Origin of the sequence: Streptomyces sp. Je 1-332, from assembly GCF_040730185.1 — a bacterium.
Classification (GTDB): domain Bacteria; phylum Actinomycetota; class Actinomycetes; order Streptomycetales; family Streptomycetaceae; genus Streptomyces.
The window spans coordinates 7,376,738-7,396,601 of sequence record NZ_CP160402.1; the positions used below are offsets into that span (position 1 = coordinate 7,376,738).

Below are 19,864 nucleotides of genomic sequence, written 5' to 3' on the forward strand. Positions count from 1 at the left end.
TTCAAGGCCCGCCGTGGTGTTGCTGGTCCTCCCCGGCCTTCCGCCATGCGACGGATTAGTAATGAAAAAGGATCAGATGACTCCAGGGCGGCGCGCACTCCTGCGCGCCGCCACTGTCTTCGGTCTGGCCGCGGCCGCGGGGTGTTCCGGCACGGAGCGGCCGACGACCCCGAGGCCCACGGCTTCCAGCGGTGCGGCGGCCGGTGGCCCGCCCGCCGCACGCGCCCTCAAGCCCTCCGCGTACCGCCTGCAGCCCATGGCGGGCCAGGGCCCGCCGCACGCCGCGCGCGCCCTGCCCCGCGTCCGCAGGAAGCCGATCCTGCGCATGGACGGACAGGGCCGCAGCATGTTCCTGACCTTCGACGACGGCCCGGACCCCCGCTACACACCGGGCATCCTGCGCACCCTGCGCGAGTACGACGTCCACGCGACGTTCTTCGTCTGCGGCGAGATGGCCGTCGACAACAAGGATCTGCTGCGTGAGATGGCCGGCGACGGGCATCTGATCGGCAACCACACCTGGACACATCCGCTGCTCCCGAAGATGAGCCGGAGCGCGATGCGCGAGGAGATCGAGCGCACCTGCGAGGTCGTCGAGGACGCCGTGGGCGAACCCCCCGCCTGGTTCCGCGCCCCCTACGGGGCCTGGAACCGCAACGCCTTCCAGCTCGGCGCCGACCTGGGCATGGAGCCGCTCGCCTGGACCGTGGACACCCTGGACTGGACCGAGCCGGGCACCGCCTCGATCATCCGGCGCGTACGGGCCGGTGCGGGGCCCGGAGTCGTGGTGCTCTCGCACGACGCGGGCGGCGACCGTTCCCAGAGTGTCGAGGCCCTGCGGACGTATCTGCCCGAACTCATCGACGGGGGCTACCGGCTCACCGTGCCGAGCCGCTACGGAACGTAGGAGCGTGTTTCGCCCGCCCGGTGCCACCGTGTTCCGCCGACGCCTTCGTCGTCAGCGCACGTCCACCAGGCGGGCGAAAGCGACGACGTTCCCGTCGTAACCGGACCGCTTGGAGAAACCGCCGCCGCAGGTGATGACGCGCAGTTCCGGGGCCCCCTTGTCGCTGTACACGCGACTGCCCGGGAAATTGTTCTTCTCGAACACTTCGATTCCGTAGATCTCGAAAACCGCGGTCTTGCGGTCCCTGCGCAGGATTTCGACGCGATGCCCCTTTTCCAGCGAGCCAAGGCCGTAGAAGACGGCGGGACCCTGCTGGTTGTCCACGTGGCCGACGATCACCGACGTGCCCTTCTCACCCGGCGAGACGGCACCGGTGAACCAGCCGGCGAGGTTCGGGTCCTCCGGCGGCGGCGCGTCCACCCAGCCGTCCTCGTCGAGCCCGACCGGCATGACCGGCGCGTCCACCCGGATGCCCTTGATCCCCACGCGCTCGGCGGGGGAGAAGGTCAGCGGCGCGACGACCTTCCCCTCAGGGGCCCGGTCCGCCGCGGCGGCCGACGCGGGCTGGGGCGGACCCACGTCGAACTCCCCTGAGCCATTCCGGATCAGCGCGAGGCCCGTCAGCAGGACAAGCGCCATCGCGCCCCACGGCGCGCGCTTCCGCTGCGGTTCCTCTTCATCGGCCGGCTGGGACGAAGGCATTCTCTGATCCCCTCTCAACGCGGCATTCGAACCGCGTCCGTTGCGCGTACAAGAACGCTAAGCGCGGCGCACGCGACGGGCGACAGAGCGGGAGCGAACGGGTGGCGCCCATACCGGGCATGCGCCATATGAGTCGTGGTCCGCAGGAATTTTCTGACGGTCCGTGACCTGCGGCAATATCCGCAGTTGCGTTCGCGCTTCGGCGTGTCGCCTCACCAGGACGGCCGAGCGTCGAAATGCGGGTCTGTGCAGGGCAACTGAGGGTCTGTTTGGGAGGCGCTCTCGCCGATCGACCGGGGACGGTTACCCCGGGGCGTCTTCCGCGGAGGAATCACATGCGTACTTCTCGTATGCGCACCACTCGTGCCCTCGCGGTCGCCGTCACCGCGGGTGCCGTCGTCGGCCTCGCCGCCCCGACGGCATCGGCCTGGGCCGATCCGTCCAACATCGTCGCCATGCCGAGCGTGATCCCCCGCGGGGGACAGCTGACGGTCACGGTCGACGGCACGGCCTGCCACACCCCTGGCAGCAAGGTCACGTCGAACGCCTTCCCCGACACGAAGCTGCGGACCATGGGCGGCGGCACGGCCAGCGCGAATCCCATGGTCTACCACCACGCGAGCCCCGGGGCGCACAGCATCACCGTGCACTGCGGCGGCAAGACCCTCACCAAGCCCGACGCGTTCACCGTCATCCACGGCGGGGTCCGCGGTGGTCTCGGCGGCAGCAGCAACGCCGGGGCGACCGGCACCGACATGGCGATCGGTGGGGCGCTGGTGGCGGTCGCCCTGGTCGGCGGCGGGGTGTTCTGGATGCGCCGCCGCTCGGAGAACGCGGGACGCGGCCTCTGACCGCACGCTCCCGTCACCGGCACGCCCGTCACTCGCACGTCGGGTTGCCCGCACGTCGGGTGTGAACCGTTCCGCCTTCCTGGCCGGCGCGCCCCCCTTCCGCGCCGGCCGGGCGGCGGTTCGTACCCACCCGCATGCCACCCGCATGCCACCGCCCGGACGCCCCGCTGAGCACAGCGGGATGTCCGGGCGGCGACTTTGCGACTGGGAGAGGGGCACGGGTGTCAGGAGTTGCCGTTGCCGTTGCCGTCCTCGGTGCGGCGACGCGTCCTGTAGTACGCGGTGCCGATCGTCCCCACGATCAGGGCGCCGCCGAGGGCGATCTCATGCAGATCGAGCCCGCCGAGGCTACCGCCGGTGCCGGCCTTGACTCCGTGGCGGACCGGGGCGGTCGGATGGTGGGTGGGGTGGTGCGTGGGCTGGTGGGTGGGGCGGCCCGTGGCGATGGTGAGGTCCGTCGTCCCCTTCTCGCCCTTGCAGTCGAAGGTCACCTCGTACATCGCGCCCGGCTTGGCGTCCTCGAAGACGGTCGCGGTGGTCGACTGCTGACCCTGGGGTATCTGGGCGTCGTTGAAGACGCCGGAGGTGACGGTCGTGTTCCCCTCGCAGCCGTCCACGCTGAGGGTGACCTGGCCGCCTGCGGCGATGGTGGACGGCTCGACGCGGAAGCCGAACGAAGTGATGTTGTTGTTCGTGTCGTTCTCGTCCGCGAAGGCGGGGGTGGCGCCGGCGGCGGTGAGGGTCAGGGTGCCGGCGGCGAGAAGAGCGGCCGAGGCGACGCGTATCGCGCGCATGATGATTCCTCCGGGTCCCCGAGGAGCAGCCGCGGACCTTCTTCCGCTTTCACCTGGTATGCACCTCGATGCCAGAACGCTAAGCAGCCCCCACCCCACCCGCGACGCCAGTCGCGCGAACGGGGCAACGGTGTGGGCCGGACAGGGGAACGGCGCGGGGTGTCGTGGGGTGGGTTCGGGGGTGCGTGGGGGGGTGGGGTGTAGATGGGGCGGGCCGGCTCGGAGTGGGGGTGAGGGTCACCGTTCCGGTGCCGGAGGGGGGCGACCGCTTCGCCTCGGGCGAGTCGACGAGGGGGCTGGACGCCCGGGGGCGAAGCCGGCTGTCGCCGGCGTAGCTGGCCGGCCGGTGGTTGCTGCGACGGTCTACGGGGTCGCTGGGGAGTACTCACCTGCGTTGCTCGGCGCATGGCCGTTGTTTCGCAGTCGCAGCACGCACCCGGCGCCGCCAGCCAGCCTCAACGGAGCCCCCACGACGCGAGGCGAACGCCAGGGCAACATCCAGCAACCTCACCCCCCCCCGGGAGACAAGGTGACCACCCCGCACCGAGGTGGCCCGTCGACCACCGAAGCACGGCGCACGCCCCTCGGCATTTGATGCTCCTGATGCGCCCGCCTGTCCGGCGACACCGGATGGCCGCGTCCAACTGGCGCTTCCCGAGCGTCAGTTCGGCCCGGCGGTGGGTCCACCGCCCGGAGCGGGGTGGCTCAGGAGTCCTTGTCCCATACATGTGCCCCGCCGCCGCGCCACTCCACCAGGTGGGGGTCGTCCAGGGCCATGTCGGCGTCGCCGAGGCCCGCGCGGCGCAGGAACTCCACCAGGTCGCGGTCGTCGCGCGCGACGCCGACGGCCTGCCCGCGCACGGTGATCCGCCGTCCGCCGTCGGCGGCGGGCGGGTGGACGATGATCGGTGTCTGCCAGGTCATGCCCCAAGAGTGCGCCGCACGGAGCCGCCGCGCAGCACGGTTTACGGACCTGCGTGCGAAGCCGGTGGCGCGGAGCCGGGGTACCCGCTACGGCGGTAGCCCTCCCAGAGGCGCCCGCCGGACGGCGCGAGCACCTCGTCCACCAGCGCGACGAGACCCGAGGTCCTGCCCTCCAGAGCCTCCCGAGTCACCGCTTCGAGCTCGGCGGAGAAGCCCGGCCGCACCTCGTCCGCGCGCCGCGCCAGCCACTTTCCGCCGCCCAGCCACGCCCCCGTACGCAGGAGGACGAACTCGCCGAGCCGCCGGGCGATCTCGGTGGTGATGAACAGGCGCTCGCCGACGTGCGTGCACCCGGCCAGGTCGTCGAGGAGGTCGGTGAGTGCGTAGCGCCGGTCCTCGAGTTCCCCCGCGGTCACCTCCGGCGGCCCCGCCACCATCAACTCCCGTGCGCTGTCCTGCAGCCTGGCGCCCGTACCGTCCCGGTCCACGATCACGACACCGTCGGCGCACATCGACAACAACGGCGAGCTCCGCTGCGGAATCTCCCTGCGCACGAACCACCACCAGCTCGCCTCGCTGTGCACGTACACCTCGGCCGGCCACGCGCCGAAACGCAGGCTGGAGCGGGACGGCTCCTGCTCGCCGGCCAGCACCACCACGACATCCAGATCGGAGTACGGGGTACGCCGTGCCGTCACCGCGCTCCCACCGAGAAACGCCGCCAGTGCGTCAGGGTGCTGCGCCTGCACCAACTCCGCCGCGGCACGGGTGGGTTCGAAGATTTCCATGGCCCAACTGTGCCGCACCGGACGGCGGTGCGGCGGGCCCCGCCCGAACCGGGCGGGCGGGGCCTCGCTCTGCTCATTTCCCGAGATCGCCGAAGAGCTCGCGGAACGGCTCGGGAGTGGCCGCCATGCCGCGGCTGTACGGGGCGTCGAAGTCCCAGATGAGGAAGAGCAGGAACGCGATCAAGGCCGAGAACAGCCCCGCGAGGATGAGCTCACGCGGAGTGCGGCGGATCTGCAGGGCGAAGATCATGCCGACGGTGACGAGACCGCCCGTGATGAGCCCGAACCAGACCACCCCTGGCATCGTGGCCCCGGCGCTGTCACCCCGGGAGCTGCGCGCGTCGGCGACAGCCGCGACCGCGTCGACCAGCGGCTGGTAGGCCTGCGCCTCGAAGTCGGACTTGGGGTGGTAATCGGTGACGTCATGGCGTACGCGGGCGAGGAGTTGACTGCCGCGGTCGGTGAGTTCGCCCCGGTCAGCCATGACGTCCCATTCGGTGGTGACGACGTGGCTGACGTAGGCCTCCACGTCCGTACGGATGCGTTCGCGGACGTCGGCCGGATAGACCCGCGCACGCTCCGACACCTCGTGCAACGCCTGGGCCTCGCTGTGGACATGGTCCTGGGCGACGCTGCGGGCCTCCCAGACACCGGCGATGGCGAGACCGAGGACGATCGCGTACACCACGCCGATCATCATCGTCATGTACTCGATGACGTCCGGAGTCTCCGAAGCGTCGTAATCCGGGCTCGTCCTGCGGTGCCGCAGGAAGGTGACGACGAGGACGACGCCACACGCGGCCGCCATCGCGAGGGTGAGAACAAGCCATTCCGACATGGGACCTCCGACGGTCAGCGAGGCCGCAGCGCGGCGACGGCGAGCACCGCGGGCGCGGTGATGAGCAGGGTGAGCGAGACCAGGGACGGGCCGCTGCGGGGCGGCGTCCTGCGGGGCGCGGCGCGGTAAGCGGGGTAACTCACCGGCTTCGGCGTGACCTTGGGGGGATCGGTGGGAGTCGGCTTCGGGCTCGGCGGCGGCGGTGGCGGCGGTGGCGGCGCGGGCTCAGGAGGAGCCGGGCGCGCCGCCGGTGGCGGTGGCGGCGGGGGAGGCGGCGGCTCGGGCGCCGGTGGCTCCGGACGAGGCGGAGGCGGCGGCGCCGGAGCGGGCGGCGGCGGAGGTGGTGGAGGCGGCGGAGGCGGAGGCTTCGGGCGGCGCGTGGGGCCCGCTCTGCAGACCACTCCGTCACCCGCGACAGCCACGGCGTCACCGCCGGAACCGTCACCGATCGAGGCGTAGCCGCAGTTGTCGGCGGGCGCGACGGCGGGCGCCACGGCGAGTGCCGCGGGCGCGACCGACGGCGCCGCGGCGAAGGCGGTGGCCGGTACCGCGGCAGCCGCCGGCGCACCGAGCAGCCATGCCAGTACCAGCAGCGCCGGTAAGCGTGTGACCAGGCCGGACGAGGCCCTCATGGATCCATACACGTCAGGGATCATGGGCAGCGTGTCGCCCTGCCACGCCGAAGCCGCCCTCTTGTGACCCGAAGGGAGGAGACGCCGGGCGTGAGCTTGACGAACAAAAGAATCTTGACCGCCGGTTGAACGCACCGGCCGTCCCCACCCGTACCTAGGGCCATGCGTGACGCACTCAGCGGCGCGATACCCCAAGCAACGCGGGAGTTACAGATGAAGACCTGGCGGAGCGCCTCACTCGTAGCGACAGCTGCGGCCATGCTGGCGCTGACGACGGCGTGCGGTCAGGAGAAGGGGGACCAGTCGCCGAACGGACAGAACGTGGGCAACCAGGCCCCGGCCAAGTCGGACGGGTACGGGGCGGGTGACGGATACGGCGCCGACACCGGCGACGCGAAGGAAGGCGCGGGCAAGGCGAAAGCCGCAGGTCAACTCGCCGTCTGGGACAGCAAGAAGCTCGGCAAGGTCGTCACCGACAGCGAGGGCCGCACGCTCTACCGCTTCGACAAGGACACCGCCCAGCCCCCCAAGTCGAACTGCGACGGCGCCTGCGCCACGACGTGGCCCGTCGCGTCCCCCGAGGGCGCGGCGCCCCCGCCCGGCGTGGACAAGTCCCTGCTCGGCGAGGTCACCCGCTCCGACGGCAGCAAGCAGCTGACCATCGACGGCTGGCCGATGTACCGCTACGCCAAGGACACCAAGGCGGGCGACGCCAAGGGGCAGGGCGTGGGCGGCACTTGGTACGCGGCTGCCCCCGACGGCAAGAAGGCAGCGCCCGCCGCCGACGAGGCCGAACCCCCGGCCGAGACCGCACCCGTCGACCCCGCGGGGCTCTCCACCCGCAAGGACCCCGAGCTCGGAGAGATCGTCGTCGACAAGAACGGCATGACCGTCTACCGCTTCACCAAGGACTCCGCCTGGCCGATGAAGTCCGCGTGCACCGGCGCCTGCCTGGAGAAGTGGCCGGTGGTTCCGCCCGTCGAGAAGAACGACACCAAGGGAATCCTCAAGAAGGGGTTCGTCGTCTTCGACCGCCCCGACGGACAGCGCCAGCAGACGATCGACTGCTGGCCGATGTACACCTTCGCCGGCGACAAGAAGCCCGGCGACACGAACGGGCAGGGCGTGGGCGGCACTTGGTACGCCGCCGGCCCTGACGGAAAGCCTGTCGGCGCCCCGAAGTAGACGTACGAGAAGCAGACGTACGGGAAGCAGACGTACGGGAAACAGACGTACAGGAAATAGAGGTACAGAAGCAGTCGGCGCCGAAGGGCAAGTGCGAAGAAGAACTCAGCCAGAAGGGAGGTCAGTCGGAAGAACCTCGCGTACGGTCTACCGGTCCGTTCCTTTCCCCCCTCCCGGGGGAGGAACGGACCGGTTCTTTGGGTTGATATTCGGCACTTGCCACAGGCAGTGACCGAGAACGGACGCCCAATTTCCGTTTTGACTCGCTCCCTTGGCGGACGATCAGTAGCCTCACCTTCGAACACCGGCTCGTCTCGCCTACGTCTTGGAGTCCTGATGGAGCGTCCCGCCTGGGCCCCGCAGGGCATCGACATCACGATGCCCAGCGTGTCCCGCATCTACGACTACTACCTGGGCGGTTCGCACAACTTCGAGGTCGACCGGGAAGCAGCCCGCCGGGCCATGGAGCACATGCCGGGGCTGCCGAAGATCATGCAGGCGAATCGTGCCTTCATGCGCCGAGCGGTGCGCTTCGCCGTGGACGAGGGCATCACCCAGTTCCTCGACATCGGTTCGGGCATCCCCACCTTCGGCAACGTCCACGAGGTCGCGCGGCGGGCGGACCCGGAGAGCCGCGTGGTCTACGTCGACCACGACGCGGTCGCCGTCGCGCACAGCCGGGCCGTGCTCGACGGTGACGACAAGGCAGCCGTCGTCGCCGCGGATCTGCGCAAACCGCAGGACATTCTGGGCAGTTCGGAGGTCGGGGAGCTGCTCGACCTGGACCGGCCCGTCGCCCTTCTACTCGTCGCCGTCCTGCATTTCGTGGAGGACGCGTACGATCCCTGTACAGCGGTCGCCGAACTGCGGGACGCACTCGCGCCCGGCAGCCTGATCGCCGTCACGCACGCCTCGTACGAAGGGATGCCGATCCCCGCCGAGCAGGCCGGTCAGGCCGTCGGCGTCTACAAGGACATCCGCAATCCACTGATCATGCGCTCGCGCGAAGAGATCGCGCGGTTCTTCGAGGGATACGACATGGTGGAACCCGGCCTCGTGCCGATGCCGCGCTGGCGGCCCGACACCGCGCCCGAGGAGGAGGATCCGTACGCCTTCTCCGGGTTCGCCGGCGTGGGGCGCAAGGCATGAGCGGGGAACCGGACGGCCCCGAGGACAGAGTGCGCAGGTTCGCCACCATATGGAGCCGTGCCATCTTCCCGGTGACGGCGACCTCGCTGACCCGTCCCGAGTTCGAGCAGCAACTGGTGCCGCTGGCACGGAGGTTGCGCGCCGCGCTGCACGAGCGGATCTTCGAGTCGGCCGAGGGCCAGGCGATCGGCGCCGCGCTCGTCGGCACGCACTGCACCGACCCCGAGGCACTGAGCCGCACGCTCGACTGCGTGGACGCCTACCTCGTCCTGTACTGCGGCGACGACGGGCCCCAGGAGGAGCTGCGGGCCCGCTGCGCGCGCCTGCAGCACGCCGTGGCCGCGGGTTTCGCGGCAGCCCTTCGCGAGCGGACCCTCATCGAGCAGGAGGCGATATCCCGGGCCGCCCTGAACGCGCGCAGCGCCGTCGCCGAAGCCCTGCACGCCAGCGAGGCACGCTTCCGTGCCGTCTTCCACGGCGCGGCGATCGGCATCGGCATCGCCGACCTCACGGGCACGGTCCTCGAGGTGAACGACGCGCTGATCCGCATGTTCGGCGGCCTGGAGAACCAGCTGCGCGGGCGCAACGTCGCGGACTGGACGCACCCCGACGACTCCCCTCACGTATGGAAGCTCTACGACGAGCTGGTGCGCGGGGAGCGCGAGCACTACCGCGTGGAGAAGGCCTTCTACCGGCCCGACGGCACCGTCCTGTGGACCAATCTGACCGTCTCGCTGCTACGTGACGCGGACGGAGTGCCGCAGTACCAACTGGCGTTGATGGAGGACACCACCGAGCGGCGACTGCTCAACCTCCGCCTTCGCTACGAGGCCACGCACGACGCGCTGACCGGCCTGCCCAACCGCACCCTGTTCTTCGAGCGCCTGGAGAAGGCCCTCGCGGCGGGCGACGGCGCACGGTTCGGGCTCTGCTACCTCGACCTCGACGGCTTCAAGACCGTCAACGACAGCCTCGGCCACGCGGCGGGCGACCGGCTCCTCGTCGAGGTCGCCGACCGGCTCCAGTCCTGCGCCACGGCGCCCGGCGAGATGGTCGCGCGGCTCGGCGGCGACGAGTTCGTGGCGCTGACCACCGGCCGTGACACCGAGGTCGAGGTGGACGAACTCGCGGGCCGCATCATGCACGCGCTCTCCACGCCCATCCGTGTCGAGGGCCGCGAGCTGACCGTGCGCGGCAGCATCGGCATCGTCGAGGGCCCGGCAGGGGAGCGCGGCGCGGCGGAGGTGCTGCGCAGCGCGGACATCACGATGTACCGCGCGAAGTCCGCGGGCGGCAACCGCTTCGAGCTCGCCGACCCCGAGGCCGACGCCCGCGCCATCACCCGGCACGGCCTGACCACCGCGCTGCCCGCAGCCCTGGAGCGTGGCGAGTTCTTCATCGAGTACCAGCCCCTGGTGCACCTGGGCGACGGCAGCGTGCGCGGGGCCGAGGCGCTGGTGCGGTGGCTGCACCCGCAGCACGGCATCATCGGGCCGGACCGCTTCATTCCGCTCGCCGAGCACACCGGTCTGATCGTGCCGCTCGGCCGCTGGGTCCTGGAGGAATCGGTACGCCAGGCCCGCACGTGGAAGGCGCGGCACAAGGACGCGGGCCCGCTGCGCGTGAACGTGAACCTCTCGCCCATGCAGCTGAACCACCCCGGCCTGGTCTCGGACACGGTGGAGATCCTGGAGCGCGTCGGGCTCGAACCGGGTGCCCTGTGCCTGGAGGTCACCGAGTCCGCGCTGATCGGCGCCGACGACGACCTGCTCAAGCCGCTGCGACGGCTGGCCGAGATGGGCGTGGACATCGCGCTGGACGACTTCGGCACGGGCTACTCGAACCTCGCCAACCTGCGCCGCCTGCCGGTGAGCATCCTCAAGCTGGACCGCTCCTTCACGCAGGGCATGCAGCACTTCCCCGCCGACCCCGTCGACCTGAAGATCGTCGAGGGGATCGTCGCGCTCGCCCACAGCCTGGACCTCGCGGTCACGGTGGAGGGCGTCGAGACGGGCGCGCAGGCGGATCAGCTGCGAGAGTTGGGTTGCGACACGGCGCAGGGCTGGTACTACGCGCGGCCTGGCCCGCCGGACCAGCTGCACGAGCTGGCGCTGGCGGACGCGGTGAGCTGAGGAGTACGAGGAGTACGAAGATGTCCGACGGAGTGATCCAGTGGGTGTACGCCTTCGTGGACCGGCCCAAGGACCGGTTCGCGAAGGCCCATGACTTCTGGGCGGCGGTCACCGGGACGCGGCTCTCCGCGTTCCGCGGCGACGACGACCAGTTCGTGACGCTCCTTCCCGACGGAGCCGACGCCTGCCTCAAGGCGCAGGCCGTCGACGGCCCCGGCGGCGCTCACCTCGACTTCGCCGTGGAGGACGTGGCCGCCAAGGCAAGCGAGGCCCGCGGGCTCGGAGCGGCCCCGGTCTTCGCGGAGGAGGGCCTGGAGGTCCTGCGCTCTCCGGGCGGACAGCTGTTCTGCGTGGTGCGGTGGCAGGGTGAGCGGACACGCCCCGAACCGCTCGCCGCGGCGGACGGCACCACGAGCCGCCTCGACCAGGTGTGCCTGGACGTGCCGCCTGCGGTGTGGGAGGCGGAGAAGGCCTTCTGGCCCGCCTTCACGGGGTGGCCGGACCGCCCGGGTTCACGCCCGGAGTTCCACCTCGTGGAGCCGACCCCGGCGTTGCCCGTCCGGATCCTGTTGCAGCGCCTCGACGAGGACGGACCCGCGGGGGCACACCCGGACTTCTCCTGCTCCGACCTCGACGCGGACCGCGTCCGGCACGAAGCGCTCGGCGCCGAGACGGTGTGGCGTGGCCCGCACTGGATCGTGATGCGGGACCCGGCCGGGGGCACGTACTGCCTGACGGTCAGGAATCCCCAGACAGGCACCGTGAGCGCCCCTTAAGGGGCGCGGGGAACTGCGCGCCCAGCCCCCACCGGGCCCGCGTTCAACACGTCTCCGGAGCGCCTACCGCTCCAACAGCATCCGCTGCAGCTCCCGCGCAGCCCGTGGCGGAGCCACATCGCTGCGGTGGGCGAGGGCGATCGTGCGGTGCAGGGTGGGCCGGGCCAGCGGAGTCATGCGCAGGCCCCGCCCGGCCCGCTCGGCCACCATGCGGGGTACCACCGCGACCCCGAGCCCGGCCTGCACGAAGCCGAGCACCGCGTCCATCTCGCCACCCTCGACCGCGAACTCCGGCTCGAATCCCTCGGCCCGGCAGGCGGCGACCGTCAGCTCCCGCAGGTCGTACCCGTGCCGGAACATCACGAGCCGCTCCCGTTGCAGATCGGCCACTCGCACCGACCTGCCGCCGAACTTCCGCGCCTCCGGTGACGACACCACGACCAGGTCCTCGCGGAGCAGCTCCACGGTCGTCAGAGCCGGGGACGGCGACGGCAGCGGAAGCACGACGATCGCCAAGTCCAGGGCGCCGCGCGCCAGTTCCCGTACAAGGTCGTGGGAGCCGCCCTCCTCCAGGAGGAGCTGGATGCCGGGGTGCCGGTCGTGGAAGGCGCGAAGCACCTCGGGCAGCAGGCCCGTGCAGACGCTGGGCGTCGCCCCCAGACGGATCCTGCCGCGGCGCAGCTGCGCCAGCTCCTGGACCTCGATCCTGGCGGTGTCGGCGTCCGCGAGGATCCGGCGGGCCAGCGGCAGGAGCGCCTCGCCCGCGTCGGTCAGCGCGATGTTCCCGCGGGCCCTGCTGAACAGCTCCGCGCCCAGCTCCTTCTCCAGGGCGCGGACCTGCTGGGAGAGCGAGGGCTGCGAGACGTGCACCTGCTCGGCGGCCCGGGTGAAGTGCCTGGTCTCGGCCACCGCGACGAAGTATAGGAGCTGCTGAAACTGCATACACGGCAGGATACGGCCGATGATAGCCACTCGCTATCGAGATGAGCTGAACCATCTCTTGGACCGATCGGGACTTTCGGCCTTAGCGTCGGTCCCATGGCTCTGGCAACGCGGACGGACCGAAAACGGTCGTCGATGACGCGCACGATCTGGGACTCGTCCGTCGGCAAGAAGACGGTGATGGCGGTGAGCGGCCTGATCATGCTGCTCTACCTGATCGCCCACATGATCGGGAACCTGAAGATCTTCTTCGGGCCCGAGGAGCTCAACCACTACGCCCACTGGCTGCGCACGGTCGGCGAGCCCTTCATGCACTACGAGTGGACACTCTGGCTGATCCGCGTCGTGCTCGTCGTCGCCGTGGTCGCACACGCCGTCTCCGCGTACCAGCTCAGCCGCCGCGACATCAGGGCGCGCCCCGCCAAGTACGTCAACAAGAAGGCGGGCAAGAGCTTCGCCACGCGCACGATGCGCTGGGGCGGGATCATCCTGGCCCTGTTCATCGTCTGGCACATCCTGGACCTGACGACCGGCACCGTGCACCCGGGCGGCTACGAGCACCTGCACCCGTACCAGAACATCATCGACACGTTCTCCACGTGGTACAGCAACGTCATCTACATCGTCGCCGTCACCGCCCTCGGCTTCCATGTCCGCCACGGCCTGTGGAGCGCCGCGCAGACCCTCGGCGCGGGCAGGGCGACCCGTGACCGCGCCCTGAAGATCATCGCCAATGGCGTCGCGCTCGTCCTGACAGCGGGCTTCGTCGTCGTCCCCGTGGCCGTCATGACCGGAGTGGTGAGCTAGCCGATGAATTCCTCCCGTGAGTACGCCGAGTACGAGACCGGAGAGCCGGTCGTCGACACCAAGGCCCCGGCCGGTCCCGTCGCCGAGCGCTGGGACACCCGCCGCTTCGAGGCCAAGCTGGTCAACCCCGCCAACCGCCGCAAGCACACCGTGATCGTCGTCGGCACCGGCCTCGCGGGCGGCTCCGCGGGCGCCACGCTCGCCGAACAGGGCTACCACGTCGTGCAGTTCTGCTACCAGGACTCACCACGCCGCGCCCACTCGATCGCCGCGCAGGGCGGCATCAACGCCGCGAAGAACTACCGCAACGACGGCGACTCCGTCCACCGGCTCTTCTACGACACGGTCAAGGGCGGCGACTTCCGAGCCCGCGAGTCCAACGTCCACCGCCTCGCGCAGATCTCCGTGGAGATCATCGACCAGTGCGTCGCCCAGGGCGTGCCGTTCGCCCGCGAGTACGGCGGCCTCCTCGACACCCGCTCCTTCGGCGGCGTACAGGTCTCCCGTACCTTCTACGCGCGCGGCCAGACGGGCCAGCAGCTTCTGCTCGGCGCCTACCAGGCACTCAGCCGGCAGATCGCGGCGGGAAACGTGGAGATGCACCCGCGTACCGAGATGCTCGACGTGATCGTGGTCGACGGCCGGGCCCGCGGGATCGTCGCGCGCGATCTGATCACCGGCAAGATCGAGACGTACTTCGCGGACGCGGTGGTCCTGGCGTCCGGCGGCTACGGCAACGTCTTCTACCTGTCGACGAACGCCATGAACTCCAACGCCACAGCCGTCTGGCGTGCGCACCGGCGCGGTGCCTACTTCGCCAACCCTTGCTTCACACAGATCCACCCGACGTGCATCCCGCGCACCGGCGACCACCAGTCGAAGCTGACGCTGATGAGCGAGTCGCTGCGCAACGACGGCCGCATCTGGGTCCCCAAGGCGCAGGGTGACGACCGCCCGGCCAACAAGATCCCCGAGGATGAGCGCGACTACTACCTGGAGCGCATCTACCCCTCCTTCGGCAACCTCGTGCCCCGCGACATCGCCTCGCGCGCCGCGAAGAACGTGTGCGACGAGGGCAGGGGAGTGGGCCCCGGCGGTCAGGGCGTCTACCTCGACTTCGCCGACGCCATCAAGCGCATGGGCAAGAAGGCGGTCGAGGCCAAGTACGGCAACCTCTTCGACATGTACGCGCGGATCACCGACGAGGACCCGTACAAGACGCCGATGCGGATCTATCCCGCCGTGCACTACACGATGGGCGGACTCTGGGTCGACTACGACCTGCAGACCACCGTCCCGGGTCTGTTCGCCGTCGGTGAGGCCAACTTCTCCGACCACGGCGCGAACCGCCTCGGCGCCTCCGCCCTGATGCAGGGACTGGCCGACGGCTACTTCGTGCTGCCGTCCACGATCAACGACTACCTGGCCCGCAATCCGCACCATGACGCCGTCACCGACGAACACCCCGTCGTACGCGAGGTGTTGGACGAGACCACGGACCGCATCACCCGTCTTCTCGCCGTCGACGGCGACCGCACCCCCGACTCCTTCCACCGTGAACTCGGCGAGCTCATGTGGGAGTTCTGCGGCATGGCCCGTACGGAGACGGGTCTGCGCAAGGCGCTGGAGCGCATCCCGCAGATTCGCGAGGAGTTCTGGCGCCGGATCAAGGTGCCCGGCACCGGCGAGGAGTTCAACCAGTCCCTGGAGAAGGCGAACCGCATCGTCGACTACCTGGAGCTCGCCGAGCTGATGTGCCTCGACGCCCTGCACCGCGCCGAGTCCTGCGGTGGCCACTTCCGCGAGGAGTCGCAGACTCCGGACGGTGAGGCGGCGCGCGTGGACGAGGAGTTCTCGTACGCCGCCGCCTGGGAGTTCACGGCCACAGGTGAGGCTCCCACCCTCCACAAGGAAGACCTCGTCTTCGAGTACGTCCACCCCACTCAGCGGAGCTACGCATGAAGCTCACCCTGCGCGTCTGGCGCCAGCGACACGCCGACGCCGAAGGCGCCATGTCCACCTACGAGGTCGACGGCATCTCGTCCGACATGTCCTTCCTGGAGATGCTGGACACCCTCAACGAAGAGCTCATCGTCAAGGGCGACGACCCCGTCGCCTTCGACCACGACTGCCGCGAGGGCATCTGCGGCGCGTGCTCGCTCGTCATCAACGGCGACGCGCACGGCCCGGAGCGCACCACGACCTGTCAGCTGCACATGCGGTCCTTCAAGGACGGCGACACGATCGACATCGAGCCGTGGCGTGCCGCCGCCTTCCCGGTCGTCAAGGACCTGGTCGTCGACCGCTCGTCCTTCGACCGGATCATCCAGTCCGGCGGCTACATCAGCGCCCCGACGGGTGCTGCCCCCGAGGCCCACGCGGCGCCCGTGCCGAAGCCCGACGCGGACTTCGCCTTCGAGCACGCGGAGTGCATCGGCTGCGGCGCCTGCGTCGCCGCCTGCCCCAACGGCTCGGCGATGCTGTTCACCTCGGCGAAGGTCAACCACCTGAACGTCCTGCCGCAGGGTGCGCCCGAGCGGGAGACCCGTGTCCTGGACATGGTGGCGCAGATGGACGAGGAGGGCTTCGGCGGCTGCACGTTGACCGGTGAGTGCGCCACCGCCTGCCCGAAGGGCATCCCGCTGCCCTCCATCTCCGCGATGAACAAGGAGTGGCTGCGGGCTACAAGGAAGGTGAGCCGCTAGGGGCAGTGGGAGCCTGCGGGCCGTTTGTGGTTGCTCGCGCAGTTCCCCGCGCCCCTTCGGGGCGCGTACCGTCGCCCGCATGCACCCGGGAGCGTACGACCCCGCCAGGACGGCCGTCGTCACCGCCGACGGCACACGGACCCTCACCTACGGACAACTCGAAGAACGCTCCCTGCGGCTCGCGGATCATCTGCGGGCCGCAGGCCTGCGCAGAGGCGACCACTTCGCCCTGCTCAGCGACAACGACCCGCGCGCCCTTGAGGTCTACTGGGCGGCGCTGCGCTCGGGCCTCTATCTCACCGCCGTCAATCACCACCTCACGACGGACGAGGCCGCCTACATCGTCCGGGACTGCGGAGCGAAGGCGCTGATCGTCTCCGGCTCGCTCGCCGAACTCGGCGCGGCGGTCATGGAGTTGGCGGGCGGCCCGCCGATCACGCTCGGCCTCGACGACGGAACGTACGAGAAGGCCCTGGAGTCCGCGTCCGCCGAGTCGCCCGCCCACCAGCCGCGCGGCACCGACATGCTCTACTCCTCGGGCACCACGGGCCGCCCCAAGGGGATCAAGCCCGCGCTGCCCGAGGGTGACGTGCGCGAGGAGCCGAGCGCCTACGTACTGATCTTCCAGGCCATGTACGGCTTCGGCGAGGACACCGTCTACCTCTCGCCCGCACCGATCTACCACGCGGCGCCGCTGCGCTTCTGCGGGGTCGTCACGGCGCTGGGCGGCACCGTCGTGCTCATGGACACCTTCGACGCGGAGGGCGCCCTGGCGGCGGTCGAACGCCACCGGGTCACGCACAGCCAGTGGGTGCCCACCATGTTCGTACGGATGCTGAAGCTGCCCGCGCAGGTGCGCGAGCGCTACGACCTGTCGTCGATGACGACCGCCATCCACGCCGCCGCGCCCTGCGCCGTCGAGGTCAAGCGGCGGATGCTGGAGTGGTGGGGGCCCGTCCTGTACGAGTACTACTCGTCGACGGAGGGCAACGGCATCACCTTCATCTCGCCCGAGGAATGGCTGCGCAAGCCCGGCTCCGTCGGCAAGGACGGACTCCTCGGCGAACTGCGGATCTGCGACGAGGCGGGCGAGCTGCTGCCGAGCGGCGAGACCGGCACCGTCTACTTCGAGCGCGAGGAACTCTCCTTCCGCTACCACAACGACGACGTCCGCACCCGCGAGGCCCAGCACCCCGAGCATCCGAACTGGACCACCACGGGGGACATCGGACACATCGACGAGGACGGCTATCTCTTCCTCACCGACCGCAAGGCATTCATGATCATCTCGGGTGGTGTGAACGTCTACCCGCAGGAGGCCGAGGACTGTCTCGTGCTGCATCCGGCGGTCGCGGACGTCGCGGTGATCGGGGTGCCCGATCCGGAGATGGGGGAGGCCGTCAAGGCAGTGGTCCGCCCGGCCGACGGAGTGACCACTGGGCCCGAACTGGAGCGTGAACTGGTCGCGTTCGTGCGCGAGCGCATAGCCCACTACAAGGCTCCGCGCTCCGTGGACTTCACGGACTCGCTACCACGGACGCCGACCGGGAAGCTGGCCAAGTCGTCGCTGCGCAGGTCCTATTGGGAATGAGGGCCCGCGGGCGTCAGTCGAGAGTGGCGCCCCCAAGGACCGTCTCACGGAAGGAGGCCACCACCGGCCGCAGATCGACGGCGTGCCAGGCCGCCCACAGGTGAACGGACGTCTCGTGCCAGGGCAGTTCACGTACGGCGATACCCTCCGCCGCGCCGCGCACCATGCTCTTCTGGATGAGCGCCAGGCCGAGACCGGAGGCGACGAGGCCGAGCGCGGTGAGCGGTTCGGCGGCCTCCAGGCGGATGTCGGGGGTGAATCCGGACGCCACGCACGAGGCGAGGAAGGTGTCACGCCAGGCCGGGTCCTGGGTGTTCTCGACCGCGATCCACGCCTGCCCGTCCAGGTCGCCCGGCGTCAACTCCTCCCGCGCGGCCAGGGGATGAGCCGCGGGCAGCGCGAGCAGCAGCGGGTCCTCGACGAGGGGCGCTGCCAGCAGGTCCGGATCGTCACCTGCCGGTGGTTCCCGGACGAGGGCGATGTCGAGGCTGCGCTGGCGCAGGCCCTCGAACTGTTCCGTCGCCGAGAGGCTGTAGAGCGCGACGTGGATGCCGGGACGCTCCTCCTGGAGGGTGCGCAGCGCGCCCGGCAGGACGCCGGTGTGCATGGCGTCGCCGACGTATCCGATGCAGAGCCCGCCCTCCTCGCCGCGGCCGAGCCTGCGCCCGAGGTTCTCCAGACGGTCGGCGTGCCGCAGCAGGGCGCGGGTCTCGCTCAGGAAGACCCGGCCGTCGGCGGTGAGCCGGATGCGCTGCTGGCTGCGCTCGAACAGGACGAGACCGAGCTGCTTCTCCAGCTGGGCGATCTGGCGGCTGAGCGGTGACTGCGAGATGTGCAGGGCTTCCGCCGCCCTGCCGACGTGTTCCGTCTCGGCGACGGCCACGAAATAGCGCAGTTGTCGCAGGTCAAGCATGTAAGACCTCGGGGGACTCAAGTGTGTCCAAGCGAGTCTTGGACAGTCTCAAGCATCGATCCTAACCTCGAACTCGCAAGGCCGACGGATCCCCCGAACCTCGAGGAGCCGTCGGAAATCCACCACCGCGAGGACCACCCCCCATGAGCATCAAGCACCTCCTCCCCGGAGCGCTCGGCTTCGGCACCGCCCCGCTCGGCAACATGTTCCGCGCCATCCCCGACGCGGAGGCCGCGGCCACCGTCGAGGCCGCCTGGGACCAGGGCATCCGCTTCTACGACACCGCCCCCTTCTACGGCGCGGGCCTCTCCGAGATCCGGCTCGGTGACGTCCTCGCGGGCCACCCCCGCGACGCATACGTCCTGAGCACGAAGGTCGGCCGCGTCATCCTGGACGAGGCCGAGGACCCCGCGGCCCGCGACCTCGGCGAGAAGGGCGGCCTCTTCGAGCACGGCCGCCCGAACAAGATGGTCAACGACTACACGGCTGACGCCACCCTCCGCTCCATCGAGGACAGCCTGAAGCGGCTCAGGACGGACCGGCTCGACATCGTGTGGGTGCACGATGTGGCGCAGGACTTCTACGGCGACGCATGGCTGGCCGCCTATGAGCAGGCCCGTACGGGCGCCTTCCGCGTCCTGGACCGGCTGCGCGACGAGGGTGTCATCAAGGCCTGGGGCCTTGGCGTCAACCGCGTCGAGCCGCTCGAACTCACCCTCGACCTGGACGAACCGAAGCCCGACGCCTTCCTCCTCGCGGGCCGCTACACCCTCCTGGACCACGACCGCGCCCTTCAGCGCCTGCTCCCGGCAGCGGCCGCCCAGAACGTCGACATCGTCGTGGGCGGCCCCTACAGCTCGGGAATCCTGGCGGGCGGTCAGCACTTCGAGTACCAGAAGGCGCCCGCGGAGATCGTCGCCAAGGTCGAGCGCATCAAGGCGCTCACCGAGCGGCACGGCGTCGGCATCAAGTCCGCCGCCCTGCAGTTCTCCCTCGCCCACCCGGCGACGGTGGCGGCGATCCCCGGAGCGACGAAGCCGAGCCGCATAGCAGAGGACGTGGCCGCGCTCGCCGAGACGGTACCGGCCGCGTTCTGGGCGGACCTGCGCGAGGAGAAGCTGATCGCTGCGGACGCCCCGGTTCCCACGACCTGACCCGGCCGGGGAGTGATCTACTGGGCCCGGGGGACAAGGCAGGGCCGCGCTCCGAAAGCCCACCCAGTCACACC

19 protein-coding genes are annotated in these 19,864 nt (G+C 70.3%); 11 read left to right on the plus strand and 8 right to left on the minus strand.

Features of this window, described 5'->3' with window-relative positions; genetic code table 11:
- The first annotated feature begins 61 nt into the window (after positions 1-61).
- Complete coding sequence (locus tag ABXJ52_RS33130) at positions 62-907, plus strand: polysaccharide deacetylase family protein (RefSeq protein WP_367047190.1); 846 nt, start codon at positions 62-64, stop codon at positions 905-907.
- A 51-nt stretch (positions 908-958) separates the two neighbouring features.
- On the opposite strand, the gene ABXJ52_RS33135 is transcribed toward ABXJ52_RS33130, so the two are convergent.
- Positions 959-1,609 (minus strand): class F sortase, encoded by a 651-nt coding sequence (locus ABXJ52_RS33135; RefSeq protein ID WP_367047192.1) that lies wholly within the window; start codon positions 1,607-1,609, stop codon positions 959-961.
- Positions 1,610-1,959: 350 nt separating this feature from the next.
- On the opposite strand from ABXJ52_RS33135, the gene ABXJ52_RS33140 reads away from it, so the two are divergent.
- Positions 1,960-2,460, plus strand: coding sequence for a hypothetical protein (locus ABXJ52_RS33140; protein WP_367049447.1), 501 nt, complete (start codon positions 1,960-1,962; stop codon positions 2,458-2,460).
- A gap of 224 nt (positions 2,461-2,684) precedes the next feature.
- Here the strand turns inward: ABXJ52_RS33140 and ABXJ52_RS33145 are convergent, their stop codons facing one another.
- The 5 genes from ABXJ52_RS33145 to ABXJ52_RS33165 form a co-directional block, all read right to left on the minus strand.
- Positions 2,685-3,254, minus strand: a complete 570-nt coding sequence (locus ABXJ52_RS33145; RefSeq protein WP_367047193.1) for a hypothetical protein — start codon at positions 3,252-3,254, stop codon at positions 2,685-2,687.
- 705 nt (positions 3,255-3,959) lie between these two features.
- Complete coding sequence (locus ABXJ52_RS33150; protein ID WP_367047195.1) at positions 3,960-4,178, minus strand: hypothetical protein; 219 nt, start codon at positions 4,176-4,178, stop codon at positions 3,960-3,962.
- 41 nt (positions 4,179-4,219) lie between these two features.
- The gene (locus tag ABXJ52_RS33155; protein WP_367047197.1) at positions 4,220-4,966 is read right to left on the minus strand and encodes a nucleotidyltransferase domain-containing protein; all 747 of its coding nucleotides are present in this window, start codon (positions 4,964-4,966) and stop codon (positions 4,220-4,222) included.
- A gap of 73 nt (positions 4,967-5,039) precedes the next feature.
- A complete protein-coding gene (locus ABXJ52_RS33160; protein ID WP_367047200.1) occupies positions 5,040-5,804 on the minus strand; it encodes a hypothetical protein in 765 nt (254 codons plus the stop codon).
- Between the two features lie 14 nt (positions 5,805-5,818).
- Complete coding sequence (locus tag ABXJ52_RS33165; protein WP_367047202.1) at positions 5,819-6,436, minus strand: hypothetical protein; 618 nt, start codon at positions 6,434-6,436, stop codon at positions 5,819-5,821.
- Between the two features lie 213 nt (positions 6,437-6,649).
- Here ABXJ52_RS33165 and ABXJ52_RS33170 point away from each other — a divergent pair, with 213 nt between their 5' ends.
- The 4 genes from ABXJ52_RS33170 (at position 6,650) to ABXJ52_RS33185 (ending at position 11,678) form a co-directional block, all read left to right on the plus strand.
- Positions 6,650-7,621, plus strand: a complete 972-nt coding sequence (locus ABXJ52_RS33170; RefSeq protein WP_367047203.1) for an SCO0930 family lipoprotein — start codon at positions 6,650-6,652, stop codon at positions 7,619-7,621.
- A 336-nt stretch (positions 7,622-7,957) separates the two neighbouring features.
- Complete coding sequence (locus tag ABXJ52_RS33175; protein WP_367047205.1) at positions 7,958-8,770, plus strand: SAM-dependent methyltransferase; 813 nt, start codon at positions 7,958-7,960, stop codon at positions 8,768-8,770.
- Positions 8,767-10,902 carry an EAL domain-containing protein gene (locus ABXJ52_RS33180; RefSeq protein ID WP_367047208.1) on the plus strand — a complete coding sequence of 712 codons (2,136 nt, stop codon included), beginning with the start codon at positions 8,767-8,769 and terminating at the stop codon, positions 10,900-10,902. The genes ABXJ52_RS33175 and ABXJ52_RS33180 overlap by 4 nt, the downstream gene beginning before the upstream one ends.
- Positions 10,903-10,922: 20 nt before the next feature.
- Entirely contained in the window at positions 10,923-11,678 is a 756-nt protein-coding gene (locus ABXJ52_RS33185; protein WP_367047210.1) for a VOC family protein, read from the plus strand.
- 63 nt (positions 11,679-11,741) lie between these two features.
- On the opposite strand, the gene ABXJ52_RS33190 is transcribed toward ABXJ52_RS33185, so the two are convergent.
- Positions 11,742-12,620, minus strand: a complete 879-nt coding sequence (locus tag ABXJ52_RS33190) for a LysR substrate-binding domain-containing protein (protein ID WP_367047213.1) — start codon at positions 12,618-12,620, stop codon at positions 11,742-11,744.
- 135 nt (positions 12,621-12,755) lie between these two features.
- On the opposite strand from ABXJ52_RS33190, the gene ABXJ52_RS33195 reads away from it, so the two are divergent.
- From ABXJ52_RS33195 to ABXJ52_RS33210, 4 genes are all read left to right on the plus strand, one after another.
- Entirely contained in the window at positions 12,756-13,427 is a 672-nt protein-coding gene (locus ABXJ52_RS33195; protein WP_367049448.1) for a succinate dehydrogenase, read from the plus strand.
- Positions 13,428-13,430: 3 nt separating this feature from the next.
- The gene (locus tag ABXJ52_RS33200; RefSeq protein WP_367047215.1) at positions 13,431-15,389 is read left to right on the plus strand and encodes a fumarate reductase/succinate dehydrogenase flavoprotein subunit; all 1,959 of its coding nucleotides are present in this window, start codon (positions 13,431-13,433) and stop codon (positions 15,387-15,389) included.
- Positions 15,386-16,132 carry a succinate dehydrogenase/fumarate reductase iron-sulfur subunit gene (locus ABXJ52_RS33205; protein ID WP_367047217.1) on the plus strand — a complete coding sequence of 249 codons (747 nt, stop codon included), beginning with the start codon at positions 15,386-15,388 and terminating at the stop codon, positions 16,130-16,132. The genes ABXJ52_RS33200 and ABXJ52_RS33205 overlap by 4 nt, the downstream gene beginning before the upstream one ends.
- 79 nt (positions 16,133-16,211) lie before the next feature.
- Positions 16,212-17,723, plus strand: coding sequence for an acyl-CoA synthetase (locus tag ABXJ52_RS33210; RefSeq protein ID WP_367047218.1), 1,512 nt, complete (start codon positions 16,212-16,214; stop codon positions 17,721-17,723).
- Between the two features lie 13 nt (positions 17,724-17,736).
- On the opposite strand, the gene ABXJ52_RS33215 is transcribed toward ABXJ52_RS33210, so the two are convergent.
- The gene (locus tag ABXJ52_RS33215) at positions 17,737-18,636 is read right to left on the minus strand and encodes a LysR substrate-binding domain-containing protein (RefSeq protein WP_367047221.1); all 900 of its coding nucleotides are present in this window, start codon (positions 18,634-18,636) and stop codon (positions 17,737-17,739) included.
- Between the two features lie 143 nt (positions 18,637-18,779).
- Here ABXJ52_RS33215 and ABXJ52_RS33220 point away from each other — a divergent pair, with 143 nt between their 5' ends.
- Positions 18,780-19,790, plus strand: a complete 1,011-nt coding sequence (locus tag ABXJ52_RS33220) for an aldo/keto reductase (protein WP_367047222.1) — start codon at positions 18,780-18,782, stop codon at positions 19,788-19,790.
- Positions 19,791-19,864: the final 74 nt, after the last annotated feature.

What these genes read in the sequence shown, in the direction of transcription:
- ABXJ52_RS33130 (WP_367047190.1), top strand. Translation starts at nt 62, where the DNA reads ATGAAAAAGGATCAGATGACTCCAGGGCGGCGCGCACTCCTGCGCGCC.
- ABXJ52_RS33135 (WP_367047192.1), bottom strand. Translation starts at nt 1,609, where the DNA reads ATGCCTTCGTCCCAGCCGGCCGATGAAGAGGAACCGCAGCGGAAGCGC.
- ABXJ52_RS33140 (WP_367049447.1), top strand. Translation starts at nt 1,960, where the DNA reads ATGCGCACCACTCGTGCCCTCGCGGTCGCCGTCACCGCGGGTGCCGTC.
- ABXJ52_RS33145 (WP_367047193.1), bottom strand. Translation starts at nt 3,254, where the DNA reads ATGCGCGCGATACGCGTCGCCTCGGCCGCTCTTCTCGCCGCCGGCACC.
- ABXJ52_RS33150 (WP_367047195.1), bottom strand. Translation starts at nt 4,178, where the DNA reads ATGACCTGGCAGACACCGATCATCGTCCACCCGCCCGCCGCCGACGGC.
- ABXJ52_RS33155 (WP_367047197.1), bottom strand. Translation starts at nt 4,966, where the DNA reads ATGGAAATCTTCGAACCCACCCGTGCCGCGGCGGAGTTGGTGCAGGCG.
- ABXJ52_RS33160 (WP_367047200.1), bottom strand. Translation starts at nt 5,804, where the DNA reads ATGTCGGAATGGCTTGTTCTCACCCTCGCGATGGCGGCCGCGTGTGGC.
- ABXJ52_RS33165 (WP_367047202.1), bottom strand. Translation starts at nt 6,436, where the DNA reads ATGAGGGCCTCGTCCGGCCTGGTCACACGCTTACCGGCGCTGCTGGTA.
- ABXJ52_RS33170 (WP_367047203.1), top strand. Translation starts at nt 6,650, where the DNA reads ATGAAGACCTGGCGGAGCGCCTCACTCGTAGCGACAGCTGCGGCCATG.
- ABXJ52_RS33175 (WP_367047205.1), top strand. Translation starts at nt 7,958, where the DNA reads ATGGAGCGTCCCGCCTGGGCCCCGCAGGGCATCGACATCACGATGCCC.
- ABXJ52_RS33180 (WP_367047208.1), top strand. Translation starts at nt 8,767, where the DNA reads ATGAGCGGGGAACCGGACGGCCCCGAGGACAGAGTGCGCAGGTTCGCC.
- ABXJ52_RS33185 (WP_367047210.1), top strand. Translation starts at nt 10,923, where the DNA reads ATGTCCGACGGAGTGATCCAGTGGGTGTACGCCTTCGTGGACCGGCCC.
- ABXJ52_RS33190 (WP_367047213.1), bottom strand. Translation starts at nt 12,620, where the DNA reads ATGCAGTTTCAGCAGCTCCTATACTTCGTCGCGGTGGCCGAGACCAGG.
- ABXJ52_RS33195 (WP_367049448.1), top strand. Translation starts at nt 12,756, where the DNA reads ATGACGCGCACGATCTGGGACTCGTCCGTCGGCAAGAAGACGGTGATG.
- ABXJ52_RS33200 (WP_367047215.1), top strand. Translation starts at nt 13,431, where the DNA reads ATGAATTCCTCCCGTGAGTACGCCGAGTACGAGACCGGAGAGCCGGTC.
- ABXJ52_RS33205 (WP_367047217.1), top strand. Translation starts at nt 15,386, where the DNA reads ATGAAGCTCACCCTGCGCGTCTGGCGCCAGCGACACGCCGACGCCGAA.
- ABXJ52_RS33210 (WP_367047218.1), top strand. Translation starts at nt 16,212, where the DNA reads ATGCACCCGGGAGCGTACGACCCCGCCAGGACGGCCGTCGTCACCGCC.
- ABXJ52_RS33215 (WP_367047221.1), bottom strand. Translation starts at nt 18,636, where the DNA reads ATGCTTGACCTGCGACAACTGCGCTATTTCGTGGCCGTCGCCGAGACG.
- ABXJ52_RS33220 (WP_367047222.1), top strand. Translation starts at nt 18,780, where the DNA reads ATGAGCATCAAGCACCTCCTCCCCGGAGCGCTCGGCTTCGGCACCGCC.